The organism is Streptomyces subrutilus (assembly GCF_008704535.1).
Classification (GTDB): domain Bacteria; phylum Actinomycetota; class Actinomycetes; order Streptomycetales; family Streptomycetaceae; genus Streptomyces; species Streptomyces subrutilus.
This window is the reverse complement of record NZ_CP023701.1, coordinates 4,351,443-4,374,987: the sequence shown is the minus strand read 5'-3', so window position 1 is coordinate 4,374,987 and position 23,545 is coordinate 4,351,443. Positions and strand designations below refer to the sequence as shown.

18 protein-coding genes are annotated in these 23,545 nt (G+C 74.1%); 7 read left to right on the top strand and 11 right to left on the bottom strand.

From position 1 onward, the window contains the following. The first annotated feature begins 183 nt into the window (after positions 1–183). The gene (locus tag CP968_RS19265; RefSeq protein WP_150519191.1) at positions 184–951 is read left to right on the top strand and encodes a carbon-nitrogen hydrolase family protein; all 768 of its coding nucleotides are present in this window, start codon (positions 184–186) and stop codon (positions 949–951) included. Here the strand turns inward: CP968_RS19265 and CP968_RS19260 are convergent. Further along, entirely contained in the window at positions 948–2,561 is a 1,614-nt protein-coding gene (locus CP968_RS19260) for an MFS transporter (protein ID WP_150519190.1), read from the bottom strand. The genes CP968_RS19265 and CP968_RS19260 overlap by 4 nt on opposite strands. 159 nt (positions 2,562–2,720) lie before the next feature. Between CP968_RS19260 and CP968_RS19255 the strand changes: the two genes are divergently transcribed. Continuing rightward, positions 2,721–3,581, top strand: coding sequence for a TIGR03619 family F420-dependent LLM class oxidoreductase (locus CP968_RS19255; protein ID WP_150519189.1), 861 nt, complete (start codon positions 2,721–2,723; stop codon positions 3,579–3,581). A 263-nt stretch (positions 3,582–3,844) separates the two neighbouring features. Beyond that, positions 3,845–5,740 carry an eCIS core domain-containing protein gene (locus tag CP968_RS34905; RefSeq protein ID WP_229885914.1) on the top strand — a complete coding sequence of 632 codons (1,896 nt, stop codon included), beginning with the start codon at positions 3,845–3,847 and terminating at the stop codon, positions 5,738–5,740. A 103-nt stretch (positions 5,741–5,843) separates the two neighbouring features. On the opposite strand, the gene CP968_RS19245 is transcribed toward CP968_RS34905, so the two are convergent. Together CP968_RS19245 and CP968_RS19240 are read right to left on the bottom strand one after the other, a co-directional pair. Further along, complete coding sequence (locus CP968_RS19245; protein WP_229885916.1) at positions 5,844–6,125, bottom strand: hypothetical protein; 282 nt, start codon at positions 6,123–6,125, stop codon at positions 5,844–5,846. A gap of 171 nt (positions 6,126–6,296) precedes the next feature. Continuing rightward, complete coding sequence (locus CP968_RS19240; protein ID WP_150519187.1) at positions 6,297–7,868, bottom strand: APC family permease; 1,572 nt, start codon at positions 7,866–7,868, stop codon at positions 6,297–6,299. A 271-nt stretch (positions 7,869–8,139) separates the two neighbouring features. Between CP968_RS19240 and CP968_RS19235 the strand changes: the two genes are divergently transcribed. After that, complete coding sequence (locus CP968_RS19235; RefSeq protein WP_150519186.1) at positions 8,140–9,237, top strand: DNA alkylation repair protein; 1,098 nt, start codon at positions 8,140–8,142, stop codon at positions 9,235–9,237. Positions 9,238–9,258: 21 nt separating this feature from the next. On the opposite strand, the gene CP968_RS19230 is transcribed toward CP968_RS19235, so the two are convergent. The 5 genes from CP968_RS19230 to CP968_RS19210 form a co-directional block, all read right to left on the bottom strand. Beyond that, complete coding sequence (locus CP968_RS19230) at positions 9,259–10,716, bottom strand: aldehyde dehydrogenase family protein (protein WP_150519185.1); 1,458 nt, start codon at positions 10,714–10,716, stop codon at positions 9,259–9,261. Beyond that, entirely contained in the window at positions 10,713–12,443 is a 1,731-nt protein-coding gene (locus CP968_RS19225) for an N-acyl-D-amino-acid deacylase family protein (RefSeq protein ID WP_150519184.1), read from the bottom strand. Before CP968_RS19225 ends, CP968_RS19230 begins: the two co-directional genes overlap by 4 nt. Before the next feature lie 321 nt (positions 12,444–12,764). Beyond that, the gene (locus CP968_RS19220; protein WP_150519183.1) at positions 12,765–13,886 is read right to left on the bottom strand and encodes an LLM class flavin-dependent oxidoreductase; all 1,122 of its coding nucleotides are present in this window, start codon (positions 13,884–13,886) and stop codon (positions 12,765–12,767) included. Between the two features lie 117 nt (positions 13,887–14,003). Then, positions 14,004–14,789: an SDR family NAD(P)-dependent oxidoreductase gene (locus CP968_RS19215; RefSeq protein ID WP_150519182.1), complete on the bottom strand. Its 786-nt coding sequence runs from the start codon at positions 14,787–14,789 to the stop codon at positions 14,004–14,006. 11 nt (positions 14,790–14,800) lie between these two features. Then, positions 14,801–15,748 carry an LLM class F420-dependent oxidoreductase gene (locus CP968_RS19210; protein WP_189828819.1) on the bottom strand — a complete coding sequence of 316 codons (948 nt, stop codon included), beginning with the start codon at positions 15,746–15,748 and terminating at the stop codon, positions 14,801–14,803. A 243-nt stretch (positions 15,749–15,991) separates the two neighbouring features. On the opposite strand from CP968_RS19210, the gene CP968_RS19205 reads away from it, so the two are divergent. Then, positions 15,992–16,204 (top strand): hypothetical protein, encoded by a 213-nt coding sequence (locus tag CP968_RS19205; protein WP_150519181.1) that lies wholly within the window; start codon positions 15,992–15,994, stop codon positions 16,202–16,204. An 11-nt stretch (positions 16,205–16,215) separates the two neighbouring features. On the opposite strand, the gene CP968_RS19200 is transcribed toward CP968_RS19205, so the two are convergent. Further along, entirely contained in the window at positions 16,216–17,031 is an 816-nt protein-coding gene (locus tag CP968_RS19200; RefSeq protein ID WP_150519180.1) for a L,D-transpeptidase family protein, read from the bottom strand. A 358-nt stretch (positions 17,032–17,389) separates the two neighbouring features. Here CP968_RS19200 and CP968_RS19195 point away from each other — a divergent pair, with 358 nt between their 5' ends. Then, a complete protein-coding gene (locus tag CP968_RS19195) occupies positions 17,390–17,830 on the top strand; it encodes an NUDIX hydrolase (RefSeq protein ID WP_150519179.1) in 441 nt (146 codons plus the stop codon). A 131-nt stretch (positions 17,831–17,961) separates the two neighbouring features. Here the strand turns inward: CP968_RS19195 and CP968_RS19190 are convergent, their stop codons facing one another. Next, entirely contained in the window at positions 17,962–18,813 is an 852-nt protein-coding gene (locus CP968_RS19190) for a trypsin-like serine peptidase (RefSeq protein WP_244330576.1), read from the bottom strand. 179 nt (positions 18,814–18,992) lie between these two features. Beyond that, positions 18,993–20,225 (bottom strand): amidohydrolase family protein, encoded by a 1,233-nt coding sequence (locus CP968_RS19185; RefSeq protein ID WP_150519178.1) that lies wholly within the window; start codon positions 20,223–20,225, stop codon positions 18,993–18,995. A gap of 131 nt (positions 20,226–20,356) precedes the next feature. On the opposite strand from CP968_RS19185, the gene afsR reads away from it, so the two are divergent. Beyond that, the gene (gene afsR, locus CP968_RS19180) at positions 20,357–23,521 is read left to right on the top strand and encodes an SARP-family global regulator AfsR (protein ID WP_229885920.1); all 3,165 of its coding nucleotides are present in this window, start codon (positions 20,357–20,359) and stop codon (positions 23,519–23,521) included. The last annotated feature ends 24 nt before the right edge of the window (positions 23,522–23,545 follow it).

Sequence of the window (23,545 nt, the reverse complement as noted above, 5' to 3'; positions counted from 1 at the left end):
GGCACCGTGCAGGCGGCCGGGCCGACGTGCCGGGTGCGGGGGTGCGGGGGTCCGCGCGGACATCGCCGCCGCGTCCCGGCCTGCCGGAACCCTCGGGGCGGGTTCCGTGAAGTGGCTCGGACCGGAGGCCACGTCGCGGATTCGCCCTGGTGTGCGGCGCACGCCCGGTGGCATCCTGGGCCCGTGAAGATCGCCGCCGCCCAGCTGACCTGCGTCCCCGCCGACGTGCCCGCCAACGCCGCGCGCGCGGCCGCCCTCGCCGGCCGGGCCCGGGCGGCGGGCGCCGCGCTGGTGGTGTTCCCCGAGCTGACCCTGACCGGCTACGCGTTGGACTCCGTCGCCGCCGACCCCGCCCTGTGGCTGACCGGCGCCGACGATCCCCGCCTGGACCCGCTGCGCTCGGCCGGGATCGCCACCGCCGTGAACGCGGCGCTGCGCACGGACGGCCCCCGGCCCGTCATCGCGACCCTGGTCCACGGGGCGGACGGGGCGCACGTGACGACGTACGCCAAACAGCACCTGCGCGGGCAGGAGCGGGAGGTCTTCGCGGCGGGCGACCGGCCCGGCCGCTTCGCACTCGGCGGCCTGCGCTTCTCGCTGGGCATCTGCTACGACAACCACGTCGCGCAGGTCCCCGGCGCGGGCGCGGCGGCCGGCTGCGCCGTGCACCTCGCGAGCTCGCTCTACGGGACGGACGAGGGAGTCGCGCAACGGGTCGCCGTGCACCCCGGGATCGCCCGCGACCACGGCATGTACGTGGTCCTCGCCAACCACGTCGGCCCGGCCGGCCCCTGGACGGGCTGCGGGGGCGCGGCGGTCTGGGCCCCGGACGGCCGCGTCCTGGCCGAAGCCGACGGCCACACCCCCTCCCTGGCCGTGGCGGACGTCCCGCTCCCGGCGGCCGCGGGCGCACCCTGGGCCGTCCCCTTCGAAAGGGGACGGTCTGCCTAGGCCTCCGTCGAGCGGGGCTGGGCCGACGGGATCCGCCGGGCGAAGAACAGGGCGATGAGCGCGGCGAAGGCGAGGACGGCGAGCGCCGCGCGCAAGCCGTCGAGCCGGGCGTCGGCGTTGGCGGCGATGGCCGCCTCGGACACCTCCGTGCTCGTGCCGGCCCCGGCGAGGGCGGTCTTGAGCTGGGCGTCGGACAGGAACGGCGCGCCGCTCTGGAGCTGGGCGGTCGCCTGGCTCTTGACGCTGTCCGGGACCGCGGGATTCGCCTCGACGCTCGTCAGGAAGGACGCCGTCAGCGCGCCGATCATGATCGATCCGGCCAGTGCCGTGCCGATCGAGGCGCCGAGGTTGGTGACGGCGTTCTGTACGCCGCCGACCTCCGCGCTCCGGGACTGCGGCACCGCGGACACGGTGACCGACCCGAGCTGGGACGCCAGCGCGCCCATGCCCAGTCCGATCAGCAGGAGGGGGAGGGTGACGATCTCCGCCCCGGCGCCCGCGTCGAGTGCGGCCATCAGCACCACCGCTCCCGCGAGCAGCGCGAGGGTGCCGAGCCGTACCACGCGCCGCGGCGAGACGTCCGGGAGGAAGCGCGGGATCAGGACCGCGGCCGCCAGCAGGCTCACCGAGAGCGGCAGGAGACGGGCGCCGGTCTCCAGCGCGGACAGGCCCAGCGCGACGGACAGGTAGAGCGGGACGACGAAGAACACGCCCATCTGCACGAGGTACTGGAAGAAGAACATCGTCAGGCCGCCGGTGAGCTGCTTGTTCCGCAGCATGCCGGGATCGACGAGGGGATCGCCGCCGCGCTCGACGACCCGCCTTTCCCAGTCGAGGAAGAGCCGGATCAGCAGCAGACCCGCCAGCATCAGCCACGTCGTCAGGGACACCCCGATCCACGACGGCGCGTCGGGCTTGGGCTGGAACCAGCCCCATTCGTCGGACCGGAGCACGCCGTAGACGAAGGTCCCGAGCCCGAGTGCGGAGAGGAGGGCGCCCACGGAGTCGACGCCGCGGCGTTCACCGGGCGGGGCGTCCGCGACGCGGCGCGCGAGCGCGAGGATGCCGAGCACCACCACGACCTCGCCGGCGAAGACCCACCGCCAGGAGAAGTACGTCGTCGCGACCCCGCCGACCAGCGGTCCGACGGCGATGGCCACGGCCCCCGCCGCGACGACGAGTCCGTAGGCGGCGGGCCGGCGTTCGACGGAGAAGTTGCCGGCGACGAGCGCCACGATCGCGGGCAGGATGAGCGCCGCTCCGAGACCCTCCAGCAGCGCCCAGCCCAGCAGCAGCACGGGCAGGTTCGGTGCGAGCGCCGTGGTGAGGGAGCCGGCGCCGTACACACAGCAGCCGATCATGAACGCCCGTCTGCGGCCGATCAGCGCCCCGACCTTGCCGCCGGGGATCATGAACATGGCCATCACGAGGGTGTAGGCGGTGATCGCGCCCTGGATGCCCGTCACGGTCGTGCCCACGTCCTCGGCCACCGTGGCGATGGAGACGTTCATGACGGAACTGTCGAGCGCCATCAGGAACTGACCGGACGCGAGCGTCAGCAGGACGAGTCGCGCCGTCGCCGAACTCTCGGCCGTGCTCGGGGAACCCATTGCCGCATGGTTCCAGCCGTCCGGGGGTCCGGCGGGTCGGCGCGCCCGGCGGTCCACCGGACGGAGGGGGCTCCGCGCTGTCGGCCGACGACGCGCCCTGCCCTCCGCGGGGCGGACGCCGTACCGTGGCCGTCCCACGTCCCGGAGGTGCCAGAAGCCATGCGGATCGCCACGACGATCTTCCTCACCGACCGCACCGTCTCCCCCGTCCGCCTCGCCCGCAGCCTGGAGGAGCGCGGGTTCTCCGGCCTCTACCTGCCGGAGCACACCCACATCCCGGTCAGCCGCGACACCCCGGCCCCGATGGGCGGCGACCTGCCCGAGATGTACGGGCGCACCCTCGACCCCTTCGTCGCCCTCGGCCAGGCGGCCGCGGTGACCGAGCGGCTGCACCTGGGCACCGGCATCACCCTGGTCGCCCAGCACGACCCGATCGACCTCGCCAAGCAGGCCGCGACCCTCGACCACCTCTCCGGCGGCCGCCTCACCCTGGGCATCGGCTACGGCTGGAACGTCGAGGAGGCCGCCGACCACGGCGTCGAGTGGCGCACCCGCCGCGACCTGGTCCGCGACCGGATGGCCCTGATGCGCGCCCTGTGGGCGCCGGACCCCACCGCGTACGCGGGCTCGTTCTCCTCCGTCCGGGCCAGCTCCGCCCACCCGAAGCCCGTCCAGGCCCCGCGCGAGCTGGGCCCCGGCGTGCCCCTGCACGGCCCCCGCACCCTGATCGGCGGACAGGCCGGGCCCAAGCTCTTCGCCGCCATCGCCGACCACGCCGACGGCTGGCTCCCGATCGGCGGCGGCGGCCTGGGCGAGTCCCTCCCGGCCCTGCGCCGGGTGTGGGAGGGCGCCGGGCGCGACCCCAAGTCCCTCCAGGTGGTCCCGTACGCCGTCCAGCCGACCCGGGGCAAGCTCGGCCACTACGCCGAGCTGGGCATCGAGGAGGTCGTCCTCCAGCTCCCCTCGGCCGCCGAGCCCGACGTCCTGCGCACCCTGGACGACTTCGCGCAGTACCTCTGACCTCCGGCCCGGCCGCCGACGGCACCCCGGCCCGGGGCCACGGCCCCGAACGGCCGGGCCGGCTCCGCCCGGACGGTCTTTCCGACCGGCCGGGCGCGCCCGGGGCGGGCGACGGGCCCGGACCTCCCCCTCCCGCCGGCCCGTCCCGGGGTGTCCGCGCGGGCAGTGCGGTGTGCCCCGGTGTCGGCGCGTTCCGCCCTTCCGGGCCGCTGGGGCGGCTGTTGTCGTGGTCGGGACCGCACCCGACGATGGGGAGACAACCAGTGGTTCACGAGCACGTGTCGGAGCAGGCCCCCGACAGGAGGAACCCGGCGCCCAGGGCTCCGGCCCCCGTCGAAGCGGTCGGCCTGGCGGCCCTGCAGCGCACCGCGGGCAATGCGGCCGTCGTCCGCATGCTCCAGCGGGCCGGTCACCCCGGGGGCCCGCACCAGCACGGTCCGGGCTGCGGACACGGCGCACGGGGGGCGGCCGGGGCCGAGGAGGCGCCGGTGCAGCGGTCGGCGGTGCACGAGGTCCTCGCCGCTTCGGGACGGCCCCTCGACGGCGCGCTGCGCGCGGAGATGGAGACCCGTCTCGGCGCGGACTTCTCCGACGTCCGCATCCACGACGACGGCGCCGCCCGCGCCTCGGCCGCCGAGGTCGGCGCCCGGGCGTACACCTCGGGCCGTCACGTGGTCATCGGCGAGGGCGGAGGGGACAAGCACACCCTCGCGCACGAGCTGACCCACGTGATCCAGCAGCGGCAGGGTCCGGTCGCGGGCACCGACAACGGTTCGGGCCTGAAGGTCTCCGACCCCTCCGACCGGTTCGAACGCGAGGCGGAGGCCAACGCGACACGGGCCATGGCGGGGCCCGCTCCGGACGGCGACCGGCACGCGGCCGGAGCGCACGGGCACGACGGACCGGCGCGGTCGGCCCCCTCGGCGTCGGAGCCGGTGACCGTGGCGCGCCTGATCTCGGCGGAGGCCTTCAAGGAGAGCAGCAGGGCGTCCGGCATGCGCCCCAGTGACGTCAAGAAGCTCGACAAGCTGCTGGAGACGTACGGGCGGAAGGGCCGGGACGACTACGGGGGCCGGACCACCGTACTGGACCAGATCCGGACGACCGCCCAGAACGCCTTGACGGGAACGCTGCCTTCCGAGCGGCGCCCGGCCGTCGCGAAGGTCCTCGACGAGGCGAGGGCGGAGTACGCGATCTACAGTCGGCTCGACGGGGTGCTGGAGCAGCCCCCGGCGCAGGCGGCGTCGAACCTCATCGGCCTGTACGAGGAGCTCCTGCCGCTCATCCAGGCCGGGGGACCCAACTCCGACCTGTCCATCCTCTCCACCACGCTCTCCGACCATCTCCAGCGGCGGGTGGGCACGCTGCTCGGCGCCGTGACGAAGGGCAGCGCCGCGGGCGCCACCCCGGCCGAGGCCCTCGCCGGCACGGCGGCCGCCGGGGCCCTCGCCGGCCTGGTGGCCAACGACCTGAACGCGCTGGTCGCGATGGCGGCGGACCCCCATGCGCCGCAGGAGACGCGGGAGGTGCTCGCCGAGGTGACGGGCCTGAGCGGCATCGTCGACCTGGGCGTCGGCATGCCGGGCACCAGGCGGATCGACGACAGGTACCGGATGACGCACGCGGTGAACCAGACGGAGGGCAAGGTGGAGCGCCTGGGCTCCCTCGCACACGAGCTGACGCACGTCGCGGCCGGCGAGAGCTACGACAACACGGCGATCCTGCTGCTGTGCCGGAGCGACCTCACCGAGGGCCAGATGCGGGAGCTCGCGCAGGAGCGCGCCGGACACGCCGGCCGCCTGAAGGGGCTGCTCGGCGGCACGCCGGTCACCGCGCGCCAGCGGAGCCTGATCGAGAACAAACTCGAATACATCACCAAAAAGGGACAGTTGGGCAAATACGTACAGGGTTTCAGGGCGACCCTGGCCGCGGAGAACGAGGAGAAGGAGCGGATGCTCCAAAGGCTCGTCGACCGGGACGGCGGAGAGTGCGCGTCCCTCGTGGAGTACGACACCGTCCTGACCCAGCTCCTGGTCTACCTGCACTCCTGGAACGTGCCGGCCGACGAGCCGTTCCACCGGGAGGTGCGACGGCTCGCCCAGATCCAGCGCGCCGGCCGACTGAATGCGATGGGGCCGGCGCCGGCGGTGGACGCCTGAGGCGCGACGCGACGCGACGGAGGAGGGGCCGGGCCGTGCGGCCGGGCCCCTGCCGCCGGGCCGTGTCGACCGCGGCGGCCCGGGCCCGGCGGTGTCGGGCGTCTCAGCCCGCCTTCGGGGCCTTGGGGAGGCCGCCCGTCAGGGCGCTGCCCGCTCCCGCGAGGGAGGTGTCGGTGGCCCCCGTGGCGGAGCCGGCGGCGGCGGTGGTCACTTCGAGGGCGGTCTTGGTGTCCTCGACGGCCTGGCCGGGGCGGCTGACGATGTCGCCGACGCGCTGGGTGATCGGGGGGCCCTGGATGGCGGGCTCGTCGGCGTGGGCGGCGACGGGGGTGAGTGCGAGGGCGGCGCCGCCGGTGAGGACCAGGGCGGAAAGGGTGCGCTTCATGGCATTCATGCCCCGCCCAACGACCCGGCCGCGCCCCGGGTCACTGCGGGGCCGCGCGCGGCGCCGTGCGGCCGGGTGGGGTCCCACGCGTACGGCCCCGGATCGGGGACCGATCCGGGGCCGTACGCGATGACCTGGCTGGGCCGGGCTCGGGGAGCCTCGGCGGTGGGGTCAGTCCTCGACCACCAGGGCCGGGGTGGACTTGGTGAGGACCTCGCCGCGGAAGAAGGCGGGGCTGCGGCGTTCGGTGACGAACATGACGACCAGGCCGAGGGCGAGCAGGCCGACGCCGATCACGAAGACGCTGCCGACGCCGAGGACGGTCGAGCCGGAGCCGTAGGACGGGTTCCACATGTCGATCAGCGTCTTGAAGAAGACGGTGGCGAGCAGCAGGCCGCCGAGGACCGGGAAGACGCCCTTGAAGAACAGGTCGCGCACGGAGCGGCGCAGGTCGGCGCGGAAGTACCAGGCGCAGGCGAAGGCCGTCAGCGAGTAGTAGAAGCAGATCATCAGGCCGAGGGCGAAGATCGTGTCGGTGAGGACGTTCTCGCTGACCAGGGTCATGACGGTGTAGAAGGCGCCGGTGGCGATGCCCGCCATGACGGTGGCGCGGCCCGGGGTCTTGAACTTCGGGTGGACCTTGGCGTAGGAGGCGGGCAGGGCCTCGTACGTGGACATCGCCAGGACGGTGCGGGCCACCGGGATGAAGGTGGTCTGCAGGGATGCGGTGGCGGAGGCCAGGACGGCGACGAAGAGCAGGATGCCGAGCATCGGGCCCATCACGGGGCCGGCGAGGGCGGCGAAGACGTTGCCTGAGGTCTCGGGGTTGCCGAGGCCCAGGCCGCTGGTCCCGGAGCCGACGGCCATCTGGGCGGCGATGCCGGTGGCCAGGTAGGAGCCGACCAGGACGATCATCGCGATGAGGGAGGCGCGGCCGGGGGTCTTGGCGGAGCCGGTGGTCTCCTCGTTGGTGGCGAGACAGGCGTCCCAGCCCCAGTACATGAAGATCGAGAGCGAGAGTCCGGCGGTGAAGGCCGCCATGGACTCGACCGCGAAGGGGTTCATCCAGGACCAGGAGAAGTCCAGGCCGGTGTCGAAGCTGCCGGCGGAGGCCTTCTGGAAGGCCATGGCGACGAAGATGGCCAGGACCGCGAGCTGGAGGCCGACCAGCGTGTACTGGACGCCCTTGGTGGCCGTCATGCCGCGGTAGCTGATGGCGGTGGCGGCGGCGATGAGGGTGAGGCAGGTGGCGATGTGGACGAGCTTGTTGTCGTCGAGGGCGGCGATCGACGGGTTGTTCGTGATCTCGCCGGCCAGCAGCCAGAAGTAGGAGGTGGCGACGCCGGCCAGGTTGGAGAGCACGATGATCGTGGCGATCACCAGGCCCCATCCGCACATCCAGCCGATCCGCGGGCCGAAGGCCTTGACGGTCCAGGTGAAGGAGGTGCCGCAGTCGGGGACGGCCTTGTTGAGCTCGCGGTAGGCGAAGGCGACCAGGAGCATCGGGATGAAGCCGGCGAGGAAGACCGCCGGCATCTGGACGCCGACCTCGCCGGCGGTGGAGCCGAGGGTCGAGGTCAGGCAGTAGACGGGGGCGACGGTGGAGATGCCGATGACGGCGCTTCCCACCAGTCCGACGGACCCCTTGCCGAGGCCCTTGCCGCGGACGTCGCCTTCGCCCTCGCTCCCGGCGACGCCGCTTACCGTGTCTCCGACCCGAGGCCGAACGTCCAGCTGTGTCATGAGTCAGGACGTTAGAGGGTGCGGTTTCCTCATCCGGAGGACTTAAGTCCAGTACTTCACAGGACTAAAATCCTTGGAATCTTGACGTCGAGACGGTTCACGCTCTCGCAATACAAGGTTCACTCAGGCATCTATTCACGGATCGGAAGGCCCGGGGCCAAAGCTTCCGGAATGCGGAAACCGCAGGTGTGCCCGTTTTGTCCCATTCAAAACTTTCCCGTGCCAATTTGCGGGCCCCGAAACCACGGCCTCGTGCGCCAGACTGGGCCCCATGCCCACCGCCGACGAGCTCCTCAGCGCGGATACCGTCAGTAACCTGGCCCGGCTGCTCGCCCGCGCGGGCCGCCGGCCCTCCTCCCCCGCGCTCACCGCCCGCGCCGCGAGCCTCGACGGCCTGGGCTTCCGCGCCCGCGTCGACGCCGTGCGCGACGCCGTCCTCACCGACCTCCCGGACGACTGGACCGCCTTCGAGGCCGTGCTGCGCACCGCCCTGGACGATCCCGGCCTCACCGGCTGGATGACCTTCCCCGTCAACGAGGCGGTCGCCGTCCGCGGACTGGCCGCCTTCGAACCCGGGCTCGCGCTGCTGCACGACCTCACCCCGCGACTGACCGCCGAATCCGCCGTCCGCCCCTTCCTGCGCGCCGATCCCGCCCGCGCCCTGGCCGTGGTCGCGGACTGGACCGGCGACCAGGACCCCCATGTACGGAGGCTGGCCGGCGAGGGCACCAGGCCCCGGCTGCCGTGGGCCCCGCGGCTGCCCGCCTTCATCGCCGACCCCCGGCCGGTCCTGCCCGTGCTCGACGCCCTGCACCGCGATCCGTCCGAGTACGTCCGCCGGTCCGTGGCCAACCACCTCAACGACATCAGCCGCGACCACCCCGCCCTCGCCGTCAAGACCGCCGCACGATGGCGCACCGGCCCCGGCACCGACCCCGCGACGGACCGCGTCGTCCGGCACGGCCTGCGCACCCTGATCAAGGCCGGGCGGCCCGACGCGCTCACCCTGCTGGGCCACTCCCCCGACGTGCCGGTCACCGTCGGCGGGCCCGTGGTCACCACCCCGCGCGTCGCCGTCGGCGAGTACCTCGTCTTCGACTACACGGTGACCCACACCGGCCCGCTCCCCGCCGAGCTCGTCATCGACTACGTGGTCCACCACGTCAAGGCGAACGGCGCCCGCACCCCCAAGGTCTTCAAGCTCACCACCCGCGGCCTCGCCCCCGGCGAGGTCCTCACCGGCACCAGACGCCACTCCTTCAAACCGATCACCACCCGCCGCTACCACTCCGGCGAGCACCTCGTGCAGCTCCAGGTCAACGGCCGGGTCCGGGGAGAGGCGTCCTTCATCCTGGACGCCACCGGCTGAGCGGGCCCGCCGTCCGGGAGCTCAGCCGGCCCAGACGATCGACTGCGTCTCGCTGTAGGCGTGCAGGGCGTACGAGCCGACGTCCCGGCCCACGCCCGAGCGCTTGAAGCCGCCGAACGGCGCCTCCATGTTCCGCCCGACCGTGTTCACGCCGACCCCGCCCGACCGCAGCCGCCGCGCCACCCGGAACGCGCGCGCCGCGTCCCCGGACCAGACGTAGCCGATCAGCCCGAAGTCGCTGTCGTTGGCCAGCTCGACCGCCTCGTCCTCGCCCCCGTCGAACGGGACGACGACCACCACCGGGCCGAAGATCTCCTCCCGGACCACCCGCATGGCGCGGGTGCAGTCGACCAGCAGCGTCGGGGCCGCGTAGAAGCCCCTGCCGTCGCCGACCACCGGACGCTCGCCGCCGAACGCGATCCGTGCCCCCTCCTTGCGGCCCAGCTCGACGTACGACTCCACCCGGTCGCGGTGCGCCGCCGAGATCACCGGGCCGACCACCGTGCCCCGCACCGCCGGATCGCCCACCTTCATGAAGGCCAGGTACCCGGTCAGCTTCTCCACCAGCTCCGCGTACACCGCGCGGTGGACGATCACCCGCGTCGGAGCGGTGCAGATCTGCCCCGAATAGAAGGAGAAGGTCGTCCCGATCCCCGACACCGCCGCGTCCAGGTCGGCGTCCTCGAAGACCACCGCGGCGCCCTTGCCGCCCAGCTCCATCAGCTGCCGCTTCATCGTCCGGCCGCAGACCTCGGCGATGCGCTGCCCGACTCCCGTGGAGCCGGTGAACGACACCATGTCCACGTACGGGGAGTCCACCGCCGCCTCGCCCACCTCGACCGCGGTGCCGCAGACCACGTTCACCACGCCCGCCGGGGCCCCGGCCTCGTGCAGCGCCTCCGCCATCTTGAACACCGACAGCGGGTCCTGCGGTGCCGGCTTGACCACCACCGTGTTCCCCATGGCCAGGGCGGGCGCCACCTTGCCCGCCGGGTTGGCCCACGGATTGTTGTACGAGGTGATGCAGGTGACCACGCCGACCGGCTGGCGCACCTCCAGCGCGCCCAGCACGCTCGCCCTCCCCATCGGGCCGGCCTCCGTCACCTGGGGCGGCAGCCCGCGCTCCACCGGCTCCAGCGCGCCCCGCGCGTAGCGCCGGAAGCGGGCCGCGCCGACCCCCACCTGCATGCCGCGGGCGACCCCGGTGGGCGCGCCCGTCTCCTGCCGGGCCAGGTCCGACCAGGGCCCGTACTCGCGCTCGATGATGTCGGCGGCCCGGTCCAGGATCGCCGCCCGCTCCTCGGGCCGGGTGCGGGACCACGCGCCGAACGCCCCGGCCGCGGCGCGCGCCGCTTCCTCGACCTGGCCGCGCGAGGCCTCGGGGGCCAGGCCGACGACGGATTCGTCCGCCGGGTTGACCACCTCGTAGTGGCCGCCGTCCGGTTCGACCCACTCGCCGCCGATGTAGAGCCGCGTCATCGGGTGCTCACCGTCCTCGTGTCGCGGCCCGACCGGAGCACGATGCCCGGGACGGCACCGGTGACCTCGTCGTCGCGGATGGTCTCGACGCCGTTGACCCGTACCGAGACGATCCCGACGGCCCGCGCGTCCAGCCGCGGGCTGTCGCCGGGCAGGTCGTGCACGAGCGTCGCCGGGCCGGCCTCGATGCGCTCCGGGTCGAAGAGGACCAGGTCCGCGTGGTAGCCCTCGGCGATCCGGCCGCGCTCGCGCAGCCCGAACAGCCGGGCCGGATCGTCGGTGAGCATCTGCACCGCCTGCTCCAGCGGGACCAGGCGGCGGCCGCGCAGGCAGTCGCCGAGGAAGCGGGTGGTGTAGGGGGCACCGCACATCCGGTCCAGGTGGGCGCCCGCGTCGGAGCCGCCGAGCAGGACGTCCTCGTGCTGCCAGGTCTCCTGGCGCAGGGCCCAGCTGGCGGGGTCGTTGTCGGTGGGCATGGGCCACAGGACGGTGCGCAGGTCGTCGTTGGCGCAGATCTCCACCAGGCAGTGGAAGGGGTCCTGGCCGCGCTCGGCCGCGATGGCGTTCACGACCCGGCCGGAGAGGCCCTCGTTCTCCTTGCTGTACGTGTCGCCGATGACGTACCGCCCGAAGTCGGCGAGGCGGCGGAAGACGCCGGCCTCCTTGCTGTCGGCCCGGCGCAGCAGGTCGGCCCGTACGTCCGCGTCGCGGAGCCGGGCGATCCGCTCGGGCACGGGCAGGGCGAGGACCTCGCCCCAGCCGGGTATGAGGTTGAGGGCGCAGAAGGTGCCCAGCGACATGTTCATGGGCGTGAGGATCGGCATGGTGAGCGCCACGATCCGGCCGCCGGCCCTGCGGGCCCGCTCGCTGGGGACCAGCTGGCGCGGGACGCGCTCGGGGACGGCGGCGTCGATGGTGAGGACGTTCCAGTTGAGGGGCCGGCCGGCGGCCGCGCTCATGTCGACGAAGAGGTCGATCTCCTCGTCGGAGAACTGGTCGAGGCAGCCGGCGACGATGGCTTCGAGCTGGGTGCCCTCGTGTTCGGCGACGGCCCGGGAGAGCGCGAGGAGCTCGGCGGGCTTCGCGTGCCGCGACGCGACGGGGGCGCCGGCCCCGTCGGAGTGGGTGGAGGACTGGGTGGTGGACAGGCCCCAGGCACCGGCGTCCATCGCGTCGTGGAACAGCGCGAGCATCTCGTCGAGCTGCTCGGGGGTGGGCTGCCCGCCGACGGCGTCCTCGCCCATGACGTGACGGCGCAGGGCGCAGTGGCCGACCATGAACCCGGCGTTGACGGCGATGCGGCCGTCGAGGGCGTCGAGGTACTCGCCGAAGGTCGACCAGGTCCAGTCGACGCCCTCTTCGAGGGCCTTGAGTGCCATGCCCTCGACCTTGCTCATCATGCGGCGGGTGTAGTCGGCGTCCTCGGGGCGGGCCGGGTTGAGGGGGGCGAGGGTGAACCCGCAGTTGCCGCCGGCGACGGTGGTGACGCCGTGGTTCATGGAGGGGGTGGCGTAGGGGTCCCAGAAGAGCTGGGCGTCGTAGTGCGTGTGCGGGTCGACGAAGCCGGGCGCCAGGACGAGCCCCGTGGCGTCCTCGCTGGTGCGGGCCTCCTCGGTGACGGCGCCGATGGCCACGATGCGGCCGTCGCGGAGCCCGACGTCGGCGGTGAACGCGGGGGCGCCGGTCCCGTCGACGACGGTGGCTCCCTTGATCAGGTGGTCGAGCATGACGTCCCTTCCTCGGTCACACGTGCGCTTCGGCCCCGCCGGGGCCGGTTCCGACAGGCCGGGGTGCGGGCCCCGGCCCGCCCCCGGCCCGAGCTCCGCAGGACCCCGGCCCCGCCGGGCTCCGCGCCGCGAACGCCGGCGGGGCCGGAGGTGCCCCTAGGTCGTCTCTTTCGGATCCTGTCGGCCGAGCCCGCGGCGTCTGGTGCCGTGCCCGGGCGTGCTGCCGGGGCGCTCGCGTACGGGACGTACGTGGTCGCCTCGGCAGTGCGGCCAGGCACGGTGCCAGACGCCGCGGGCCCGGCACGATCCGAAAGAGACGGCCTAGGCGGACTCGCGGAAGCGGGTCGTGCGGTGGACCGGGTCCGTGTCGATGTGCGGGATCACGTGCTCACCGATCAGCTTGATGGTGTTCAGCGTGTCCTCGGGCGACACCCCGGTCGGCAGTCCGAAGGACAGCTGGTCGGCGCCGGCCTGCTCCCACCGCTTGCACTGGGCCCGCACCTCGGACGGATCGCCGCAGATCATCAGCTCCTCGGCGATCAGCAGCTCGATGATCTCCGCGTTGTACTCCGGCAGCAGCTCGGGCCACTGCGGGATGGCCTCCGGCCGCGGGAAGGTGTCGTGGTAGCGGAAGACGAGCGACTGGAAGCGGTTCATGTGGGCGTTGACGGCGATCTCGACCGCCTTGTCGTGGGTCTCGGCGCAGATCGCGGTCGAGGTGACCATGACGTTGTCGTTGACGAAGGCGCCGATGGCCTTCGCCTCCTGGATGGCCGTCTTGTACTGCTCCAGCACCCACTCCATGTCGGAGACCTTCTGGACGCTGAAGCCCAGCACCCCGAGCCCCTTCTTCGCCGCCATCGCGTACGAGGAGGGGGACCCGGCGGCGTACCACATGGCCGGGTGGGCCTTGCCGTACGGCTTGGGGAAGATCTTGCGCGGCGGCAGCGACCAGTGCTTGCCCTGGAACCCCTCGTACTCCTCCTGGAGGAACATCTTGGGGAACTCCGCGATGGTCTCCTCCCAGATCTCCTTGGTGCCGTTCATGTCCTCGATGCCGGGCAGGAAGCCGAGGATCTCGTGGCTGCCCGCGCCGCGGCCGGTGCCGAACTCGAAGCGGCCCTTGGAGAGGTGGTCGAGCATGGCGACCTTCTCGGCCACCTTCACCGGGTGGTTCACCGGTGCGAGGGGGTTGAAGATGCCGGAGCCGAGGTGGATGCGCTCGGTGGCGTGCGCGAGGTAGCCGAGGAAGACCTCGTTCGCGGAGAGGTGCGAGTACTCCTCCAGGAAGTGGTGCTCGGAGGCCCAGGCGTACTTGAAGCCCGACTTGTCGGCCTGGATGACGTACTCGGTCTCCTCGATCAGCGCCTTGTGCTCCGCCTCGGGGTCGACCTTGGACCGTGACTCGGCCACGTATCCCTGCACGAAGAGCCCGAATTCCAAGGGGGTTCACCGTCCTTTGATTTCTGACGTTCCGTCAGATTCGATGGTCCGACTGTTCCACCGGGAGGGCCGGAGCGTCAATACCTGACGCCCCATCAGGTCTTTGGCCGGGCCGGTTCAGCCGAGGGAGACCCCGGCCGTCCAGCCGCCGTCGATCACGAACGGCTGGCCGGTGATGTAGGAGGAGTCCCCGCCGGTCAGGAAGAGGGCCAGCCGCGCGACCTCCTCCGGCCGGCCGACCCGGCCCAGCGGCACGACCCGGCGGTACAGCGCGGCCATGGCCTCCCTGCCCTCGTCGCTCTGCCCGGCCGGGTCCAGCAGCCCCGGGTTGGCCATCGGGGTGTCCACGGCGCCCGGGCACAGCGCGTTGACCCTGATGCCCCGGCCGGCCAGCTCCAGCGCCGCGACCCGGGTCAGCCCCAGCACGGCGGCCTTGGTCGCCGCGTACGCGCCGACGTACGCCATCCCCGTCAGGCCCGTGTACGAGGAGGTGTTGACGATCGTGCCGCCGCCGGCCGCCGCGATCTCCGGGGCCACCGTGCGGATGCCGAGGAAGGCCCCGACCTGGTTGACCTCGACCACCTGCCGGAACTCCTCCAGCGGGGTCGCGGTCAGCTCGTTGAACCGCAGGATGCCCGCGTTGTTGACCAGCCCGTCGATCGCGCCGAAGGCGTCCTTCGCCGCCTCGACCGCCGCCGACCAGTCCTCCTCCCGGGTCACGTCCAGCCGCACGTACCGGGCCCGGTCCTTGCCGATCTCCTCGGCCACCGCCGCACCCTGCTCGTCCAGCACGTCGCCGAGGAGCACCCTGGCCCCCTCGGCGGCGAAGAGCCGGGCCTCCTGCTCGCCCTGGCCGCGCGCCGCGCCGGTGATGATGACGACCCGTCCGTCGAGCTTGCCCATGGCGGTGCCTCCTAGTCGTTGAGGTGCGGCGCGACCTCCGCGCCGAACGCGGCGATCTGGTCCGTCAGCTCGGCCCGGTCGCGGCTGCGGAAGCGGACCTGGATCTGGTCCACGCCGAGCGCCCCGTACTCCCGCAGGGACTCCGCCAGCACCTGCGCCTTGCCCGTGAGCGTCCGGCGGCCGGTGTCCCAGCCGGGCTCGCCGACGTACAGCGCCTCGGTGATCGCGCCGATCTCGACGGGCTCCCCGATCCCGGCCTCCGCCCGCAGCTCCCGGAGCCGGGCGATCTGCGCCGGCAGCCGGTGCCGCGGGTCCCCCTGCGGGAGCCAGCCGTCGCCCCGGACGGCGGCCCGGCGCAGCCCGGCCGGCGAGGAGCCGCCGACCCAGACGGGGATGCGCGCCTGGGCGGGCCGGGGCAGCTGGCCCAGGTCCCGGAAGGAGAACAGCTCCCCCTCGAACTCCGGGTACTCCTCGGGCCCCAGCGCCGCCCGCAGCGCGTCGAGGGTCTCGTCGAGGACGGCCCCGCGGCGCGCGAAGTCCACGCCGAGCGCCTCGAACTCCTCCTGCACGTGCCCGGCCCCGACCCCGAGGATCAGCCGGCCGCCGGAGAGGTGGTCGAGGGTGGCGTACTGCTTGGCGCTGACCAGGGGGTGGCGCAGGCCGACGATCGCGACGTGGCTGAGGAGGCGCACGTGCTCGGTGATGCCGGCGAGGAAGGAGAGGGTGGCCACCGGGTCGTACCAGACGGTGCTCATGGGCCCGGCGAGCCGGCGCGGTACGGCCACGTGGTCACAGGTGGCCACGTACCCGAAGCCGGCCCGGTCGGCGGCCCGCGCCACCTCGGCGAGGTCGGCGGCGGTGGCGGCGGCCTCCCAGGGTTCGGCGTAGATGGTGCTCTGCGACTGGACCGGGAGCTGCATCCCGTAGACCAGCCGTCCTTGCGGGAACACGCGCGCCATGCCGGTTCGCCTCGCCTTCGTCTGCCGGTTCGTGGGGCCGTCCGTGCGGCCGGTGCGGGTCGGTGCGGGGCCATCGTCGTATCTGACGGCTCGTCAGACAAGGGGTGGGCGGGGATCGAACCGGCGCTGCCGCATCCCACCAAGGGTGGGATGGCGGAGGGGTGACCCTGGGCCGAAGTGCGCCGTGCCGGCCGGGCAGGTCGGCGCCCGGCCCGGCAGAGGCCCCGGCTCACGGTCGTCACCGTGACGGAGAGGGTGGCCGACGAGGCGGTCGAGCTGTTCGAGGCCGTGGGGCTCGACGGGCACGCATGCGTCGTGGACTCGCTCGTGGTGGCCACCGCGGCCCTCGCGACCGGACGGGCGAAGGTGGCCTCCTCCGACGGATCGCACGTGCCGAAGCTCTGCGCCGCCGCCTCCCTCGGGCGGCCGTCACCGGTCCAGCGGGTCCGCGTCTGAGGACCGGCGGCTCAGAAGCCCTCCGGTCCCATCACGATGACCGGCCGGGCCGCCGGGTCGAGGGTCTCCAGGACCGTCACCATCGCCTCCTTGGGCAGGCCCACGCAGCCCTGCGAGGGGCCGTCGTGGTCCACGTGGAGCCAGATGTTGCCGCCCTTCTCCTCCCCCTCCGGCTTCACCGGGTCCAGCGGCGACCGGCCGGCCCTGCGGTTGAAGTCGATCGCGACCACGTAGTCGAAGGCTCCCTCCAGCGACTCCCCGTTCACCCCGCGGCCGCTCGCCACGAAGGCCGGGTCCCGGTCGTAGGGGAGCCGGGTTCCGGGCGGCGGCGCCAGCAGGCCGCCCGCGTCGGTGAGCTCGAAGACGCCCTCCGGAGAGGTCAGGTCCCCGTACGTGCGCTCGGCGGACCAGCCCTTGGCGCCGTTGCGGGCCGGCCAGCTCGCGCCGCGCACCCAGTCGGCGCCCGGCGCGGGGCGGGTGTAGAGCGTGGCGGTGGACCGCGAGGACCCGCGGGACTCGCCGGTGACCAGGAGCAGCTGGCGGGAGTCGGCCGGGATGCGCGCCCGGGTCGCTTCGCCGACCCCCGTCAGGCCCTGCATCGGGTCCCGCCGGGTATCGCGGGCGGCGCGGTCCACGGCCCGCGGCCGGGCGTCCGTGGCGGCCCGGGCCGCGGCCTCGGAGCCCTGCTCGGAGCCGTCCGTGACGTACGCCCAGCCCGCCCCGAAGGCCACCAGGCCGAAGGCGGCGACCAGGGCCACCCGGCGCGGGGCGCGTCCGGCGGCGGAGGTGCGGGGTCGACGGGAGCGGGCCCGGGCGTGCTTGCTCATTGAACCGACCGTACAGCAGCCGCCCTTCACGGGACCCGATCCGCCGCCCCGGGGCGGCGCGGGGCAACGCGCACGGACCGTCAGCGGGCGCTCCCGCGCCCGGCTGTGACGGGGCGGCGGACGGCCTCCGAGGCGACGGGGCGACGGGGCGTCGCGGCGGCCGCGGGCCGCGGGCCGCGGCAGTCAGGGGGCCGGGCGCGGCTCGGGCGCGGGACCGGCGCGGGAGCCGGGCTGGGGCCGGGGCGCCGGGGTGGGACGCGGGGCCGGGGCCGGCCGTGCGCGGAGGGGTGGGCTGCGGAACGGGAGGAAGCCGTGCAGCACCGTCCCCCCGAGGCGATCACCGGCGTACGCTGAACCGATGCGAACTCCACGCCAGGCAGCGCGCGTTGTCATCGTGTCCCCCTCCGGATCGGTGTTCCTCTTCCGCGAGAACAACGTGGAGGTCGGCATCCACTGGCTGCCGCCGGGCGGCGGGATCGACCCGGGCGAGACCCCGCAGCAGTGCGTGCGGCGGGAGCTGCGCGAGGAGACCGGGTGGACCGACCTGGAACCGCAGCGGCTGCTGTGCACGTGGGAGCACGACTTCACGCACCAGGGCGTGCCGGTCCGCCAGCACGAGCACGTCTACGTCACCACGGGCCCGCGCCGCGAACCGGTCCTGGAAGCCCCGGACATCCACTGGCAGTGGCTCTCGCCCCGGCGCCTCGCGACGCTCGGCGAGCCGCTGTGGCCGCCGCGCCTGCCCGACCTGCTGGCCGACGCCCGGGACCGGCCGGTCCACCTCGGCCTCCTGGCCTAGGGAGTGTCGTCGAGCTGGTGCCGTCCGCCCGGAGGGCGGGGCAGACCCCGCCGGTCGGACGGGACTTCGACGACACGACCCGGGGCGTCCCCTCCGGACCGCGCCGGGACCGGGTGCACCGCGTTCAGCGTTCAGCGGTCGGCGGCGGCCTCGGCGTAGAGGGAGGCCGCGTAGTCGCCGAGGACCGTGCTGGTCGACACGTCGTCGGTGTCCCCGCCCGTGAGGACGCCGATGATCTTCCCGTCGCCGGCGATCCAGGCGCTGCCGCTGGTGCCGCCGGGGAAGTCGGCGCAGTCGAAGCGCTGCTCGGTGGCGCTCTCGCGGACGGCGACGGCCGTGCACGTACGGGGCACCTTGCGGTCGGCGGGGTAGCCGGTGACCGTGACCTCCTCGCCCGCGCGGCCGCTGGTGTCGAGCACGGCCGCGCCGGTCACGTCCTCGATGCGGCGGCCCGAGGCGTCGGGGGCGAGGCGGGCGAAGGCCAGGTCGTAGTCGTCGTCGGCGTCCTCGGCCCAGCGGGCGTCCTCGAACACCCGGTCGATCTTCCACGTGCCGTACGGGGCGGCGCCGTTCGCGTACGCGGGTGCGAAGACGGCGCTGCCGCCGCTCTGGTCCCCGTCGAGCAGGCAGTGGCCGGCGGTGACGATGAGGTCGCGGCCGGGGCTGTGCACCACGGTGGCGGTGCAGAAGTGGTCGCCGTCGAGGCCCTTGGTGAACAGCGCTCCGGTGAACGCGGCGGGGCCGCCGGGCTTGGGCACCACGGGCGGCGGCAGGGTCGTCCCGGGCTGCGGGGAGAGCTGGGGCTTCGCGGCCTGCGTGCGCGACGGCCCGGTCGGCGCGGCCGTCGGCGCGGCCGCGGCCCGTACGGCCGTCGGCGCGGCCCCTTCGGGCGGCGGCACCAGTTCGGCGACGGCGGCGGAGGCTCCCAGCGCGGCGGCAGCACACAGCACGACCGTGATCACGGTCCGCACGTCCACCGGCATGATGATCCTCCCGCTGTACCCCGGCGAAGCATGCCCCGGGGGCGGGCGCGGGTGCAAGACGGACCCCTGCCCGCGGCCCGCCCCGGCTCCGCCGGTGCCCCGTCGCCGCCCCGTCCCGCGCACGCCCCCGCCCCGGTCCCGCGCTCGTCGCCGCGTCCGGGGCCGTGCGCCGCGCCGGTTCAGGCCGCGGAGCCCGGTCCCTCCCACAGGCCGTCGGGCGTCAGGCCGAGCAGGTCGATCGCGTTGCCGCGCACGATGCGGTCGACCACGTCCGGCGCCAGGTGGCCCATCTGGGCCTCGCCCACCTCGCGGGACTTGGGCCAGGTGGAGTCCGAGTGCGGGTAGTCGGTCTCGTAGAGGACGTTGCCGACGCCGATCGCGTCGAGGTTCTTCAGGCCGAAGGCGTCGTCGAAGAAGCAGCCGAAGACGTGCTCGGCGAAGAGCTCCGACGGAGGCCGCAGGACCTTGTCGGCGACCCCGCCCCAGCCGCGGTTCTCCTCCCAGACCACGTTCGCGCGTTCCAGGATGTAGGGGATCCACCCGATCTGGCCCTCCGCGTACATGATCTTCAGCCGCGGGAAGCGTTCGAACTTCCCGCTCATCAGCCAGTCCACCATCGAGAAGCAGCAGTTGGCGAAGGTGATGGTGGAGCCCACGGCGGGCGGGGCGTCGGCCGAGGTGGACGGCATGCGGGAGGAGGAGCCGATGTGCATGGCGATGACCGTGCCGGTCTCGTCGCAGGCCTCCAGGAAGGGGTCCCAGTCGTCCGTGTGGATGGACGGCAGTCCCAGGTGAGGGGGTATCTCGGAGAAGGCGACGGCGCGCACCCCGCGGGCGGCGTTGCGGCGGACCTCGGCGGCCGCGAGGCGGGCGTCCCACAGCGGGACCAGGGTGAGGGGGATCAGCCGGCCGCGGGCGTCGGGGCCGCACCACTCCTCGACCATCCAGTCGTTGTAGGCCCGTACGCCGAGCAGCCCGAGCTCCCGGTCCCCGGCCTCGGTGAAGGTCTGGCCGCAGAAGCGCGGGAAGGTCGGGAAGCAGAGCGCCGACTGCACGTGGTTGACGTCCATGTCCGCGAGCCGCTCGGGAACCGAGAAGGACCCCGGGCGCATCTGCTCGTAGGTGATGACTTCCAGCTTGATCTCGTCGCGGTCGTACCCGACGGCCGTGTCGAGACGGGTGAGCGGCCGGTGCAGGTCCTCGTACACCCACCAGTCGCCGATCGGGCCGTCGTCGCCCGGTGCGCCCATCACGGGTGCGAACTTGCCGCCGAGGAAGGTCATCTCCTTCAGGGGGGCGCGGACGATCCGGGGGCCGGTGTCCTTGTACTTGGACGGGAGCCGGTCCCGCCATACGTGGGGGGGCTCAACCGTGTGGTCGTCCACCGAGATGATCTTCGGGAAGGTCTCCATGCCTCCTACCGTAGCGCCGATCTGACGAACCGTCAGCTAGTCGGGAGGCGATCGGTCCGTTACGGGCTGACGTGTACGCGCAACACAGGGCAGACTGACCATGACACCGACGGAAGGCAGGGGGACGACAGATGGACGGCGTACCGGCCATCCCGCGCCCGCGGAACCACCCCGATGCGGCCCGGACCGGCTCCGTGGGCACCACCGTCCCGGCGGGCGTCCCCACTCCCGCGGACACCACCCGAACACACGCCGCCCCCGCGGGCACCCTCCCCGCGGGCACCTTCCCCACGGGCAGCGCCCCCAGGGCCCGCACCCCCGCGGGCGCCCCGGCGGCCCCCGCGGCGCCCGCCCCGGCTCCGGCGCCCCGCGAGGCCGCCCCCGGCGCCCGGTTCTCCGTCCTCGGGCCGATCCGGGCCTGGCGCGGCGCCGAGGCCCTGCCCTCCGGGACACCCCAGCAGCGCGCCCTGCTCGCCGTACTGCTGCTGCGCGAGGGCCGCACCGCCACCGCGCCCGAACTCATCGACGCCATCTGGGGCGAGGACCCGCCGCAGCAGGCCCTCGCCACCATCCGCACGTACGCCTCCCGGCTGCGCAAGGTCCTCGACCCCGGGATGCTCGTCAGCGAATCCGGCGGCTACGCCATCCGGCTGCGCTCCACCGCCACCCTGGACCTCGGCGTCGCCCGCGGCCTGGCCGCCGAGGCCGAGGCGGCGCGCGGCGCCGGGGACCGCGGCCTCGCCCGTACGCTCCTCGCCCGCGCCCTGGGCCTGTGGGACGGCGAACCGCTCGCCGGGGTCCCCGGACCGCACGCGGAGACCGAGCGCACCCGGCTCGCCGAATGGCGGCTCCAGCTGCTGGAGGCCCGGCTCGACCTGGACCTGGAGGTCGGCCACCACGCCGGGGCGGTCTCCGAGCTCACCGCGCTGACCGCCGCCCACCCGCTGCGCGAGCGCCTGCGCGAGCTGCTGATGCTCGCCCTCTACCGCAGCGGCCGGCAGGCCGAGGCCCTCGCCGTCTACGCCGACACCCGCCGCCTGCTCTCCGGGGAGCTCGGGGTCGATCCCCGGCCCGAGCTCTCCGCCCTCCAGCAGCGCATCCTCAACGCGGACGCCGACCTCGCCCGCGCCGAGGACCCGGTGCCGGCCGCCGCGGCCGGCCGGACGCGCCCCGCCCAACTGCCCGCGACGGTATCGGACTTCACCGGCAGGTCCAGCTTCGTCGACGAGCTCGGGGGCATCCTGTCGCGCAGCGCCGAGGCCGGCCGGGTCATGGCCGTCTCCGCCCTCGCGGGCATCGGCGGGGTCGGCAAGACCACCCTCGCCGTGCACGTGGCCCACACCGCCCGCCCGCACTTCCCCGACGGCCAGCTCTACGTCGACCTCCAGGGCACCGAGGCCCGGCCCGCCGAACCCGAAGCCGTCCTCGGCTCCTTCCTGCGCGCCCTGGGCACCCCCGACAGCGCCATCCCCGACTCCCCCGCCGAGCGCGCCGCCCTCTACCGCTCCACGCTCGACGGCCGCCGCGTCCTGGTCCTGCTCGACAACGCCCGCGACGCCGCCCAGGTCCGGCCCCTGCTGCCGGGCACCGCGGGCTGCGCGGCCCTGGTCACCAGCCGGGTGCGGATGGCCGGGCTGGCCGGCGCCCACCTCGTCGACCTCGACGTGATGAGCCCCGAGGAGGCGCTCCAGCTCTTCACCTGCATCGTCGGCGCCGAGCGGGTCGGCGCCGAACGCCAGGCCGCCCTCGACGTCGTCGGCGCCTGCGGCTTCCTGCCGCTCGCCATCCGCATCGCCGCCTCCCGCCTCGCCGCCCGCCGCACCTGGACCGTCTCCGTCCTCGCCGCGAAGCTCGCCGACGAGCGCCGCCGCCTCGACGAGCTCCAGGCCGGCGACCTCGCCGTCAAGGCCACCTTCGAACTCGGCTACGGCCAGCTCGAACCCGCCCAGCAGCGGGCGTTCCGGCTGCTCGGGCTCGCCGACGGTCCCGACGTCTCCCTCTCCGCCGCGGCCGCCGTCCTGGACCTCGCCGAACACGACACCGAGGACCTCCTGGAGGCCCTCGTCGACTGCTCCCTGCTCGAATCCGCCGCCCCCGGCCGCTACCGCTTCCACGACCTCGTACGCCTCTACGCCCGGGCCTGCGCCGAGCGCGACGAGCACCCGCCCGCCGGCCGCGACGCCGCCCTGGACCGGCTGCTCGACTTCTACCTGGCCACCGCCTCCGGGGTGTACGCCATGGAACGCCCCGGCGACCGGCTCCCGGCGCACCTGTCCGACACCTGCTACCCGGGGCTCTCCTTCGCCGGGCCGCGCGCCGCCCTGGACTGGCTGTACGCGGAGGCGGACCCGCTGCTGGCGTGCGTCCGGCAGGCCTCCGTGCGCCCGGACCGGGACGGGACGCGGGTGCTGCGCCGGGCCGTGGACCTGCTGTGGGCCGCCAAGGACCTCGCGGAGTCCGGCGCCAACTCCAAGCAGTACGAGTCCGCCGCGATGGCCCTGCGCGACGCCGCGCGCGCCGCGAAGGACCCGCGCGCCGAGGGCCGGGCCCGCACCACGCTCACCATGGTGCACCTGTTCACCGGCCGTTTCACCGAGGCCGACGACGAGGCCCGCCAGGCCACGGCACTCGCCCGGGAGGCCGCGGACCCGCTGCCGAGCTGCTGGGCGCCCAACGACCGCGGGATCATCGCCCTCTACCAGGGGCGGCACGCGGACGGCGAGCGCTACCTGCTGGAGGCGATCGAGAACTTCCGGGCGGACGGCAACAACATCGGCGAGGCCAGCGCCCTGTGCAACCTCTCCCGCATCCACGTGGAGCTGGGCCGGCTGACCAGCGCGATCGACCTGGCGCGCCAGGGCATCGCCATATACGACCGGATGGGCCTGACCCTGCGCCTGGCCAACGGCCGCTACGCGCTGGGCATCGCGCTGACCCAGGCGGGCCGGCTCGGCGAGGCCCTGGACCAGCTCGCCGAGGCCCTGTCCCTGTTCCACGAGAACCGGCAGCCGCTGTGGGAGGGCGTGACGCACTTCCGGCTCGCCGAGGCCCACCTGGCGGCGCGCAGGCCCACGCTGGCCGCCTCGCACGCCGAGCAGGCCATCGCGCTGCGCGGCATCGGCGGCGAGTGGCGCCGGGCCACGGTGCTGATGGTGCTGGGCCGGGCGCTGCTGCGGCTGGGCCAGACGGACCGGGCGCGGGCGTGCTGGCGGGACGCCGAGTCGGTGTTCGAGCAGCTGGGCTCGGCGGAACTGGCCGAGGTGCGGGCCCTGCTGGCCTCCGAGATCGCGGCCTGAGCACGGCGGCCCGGGAGCGGGCGG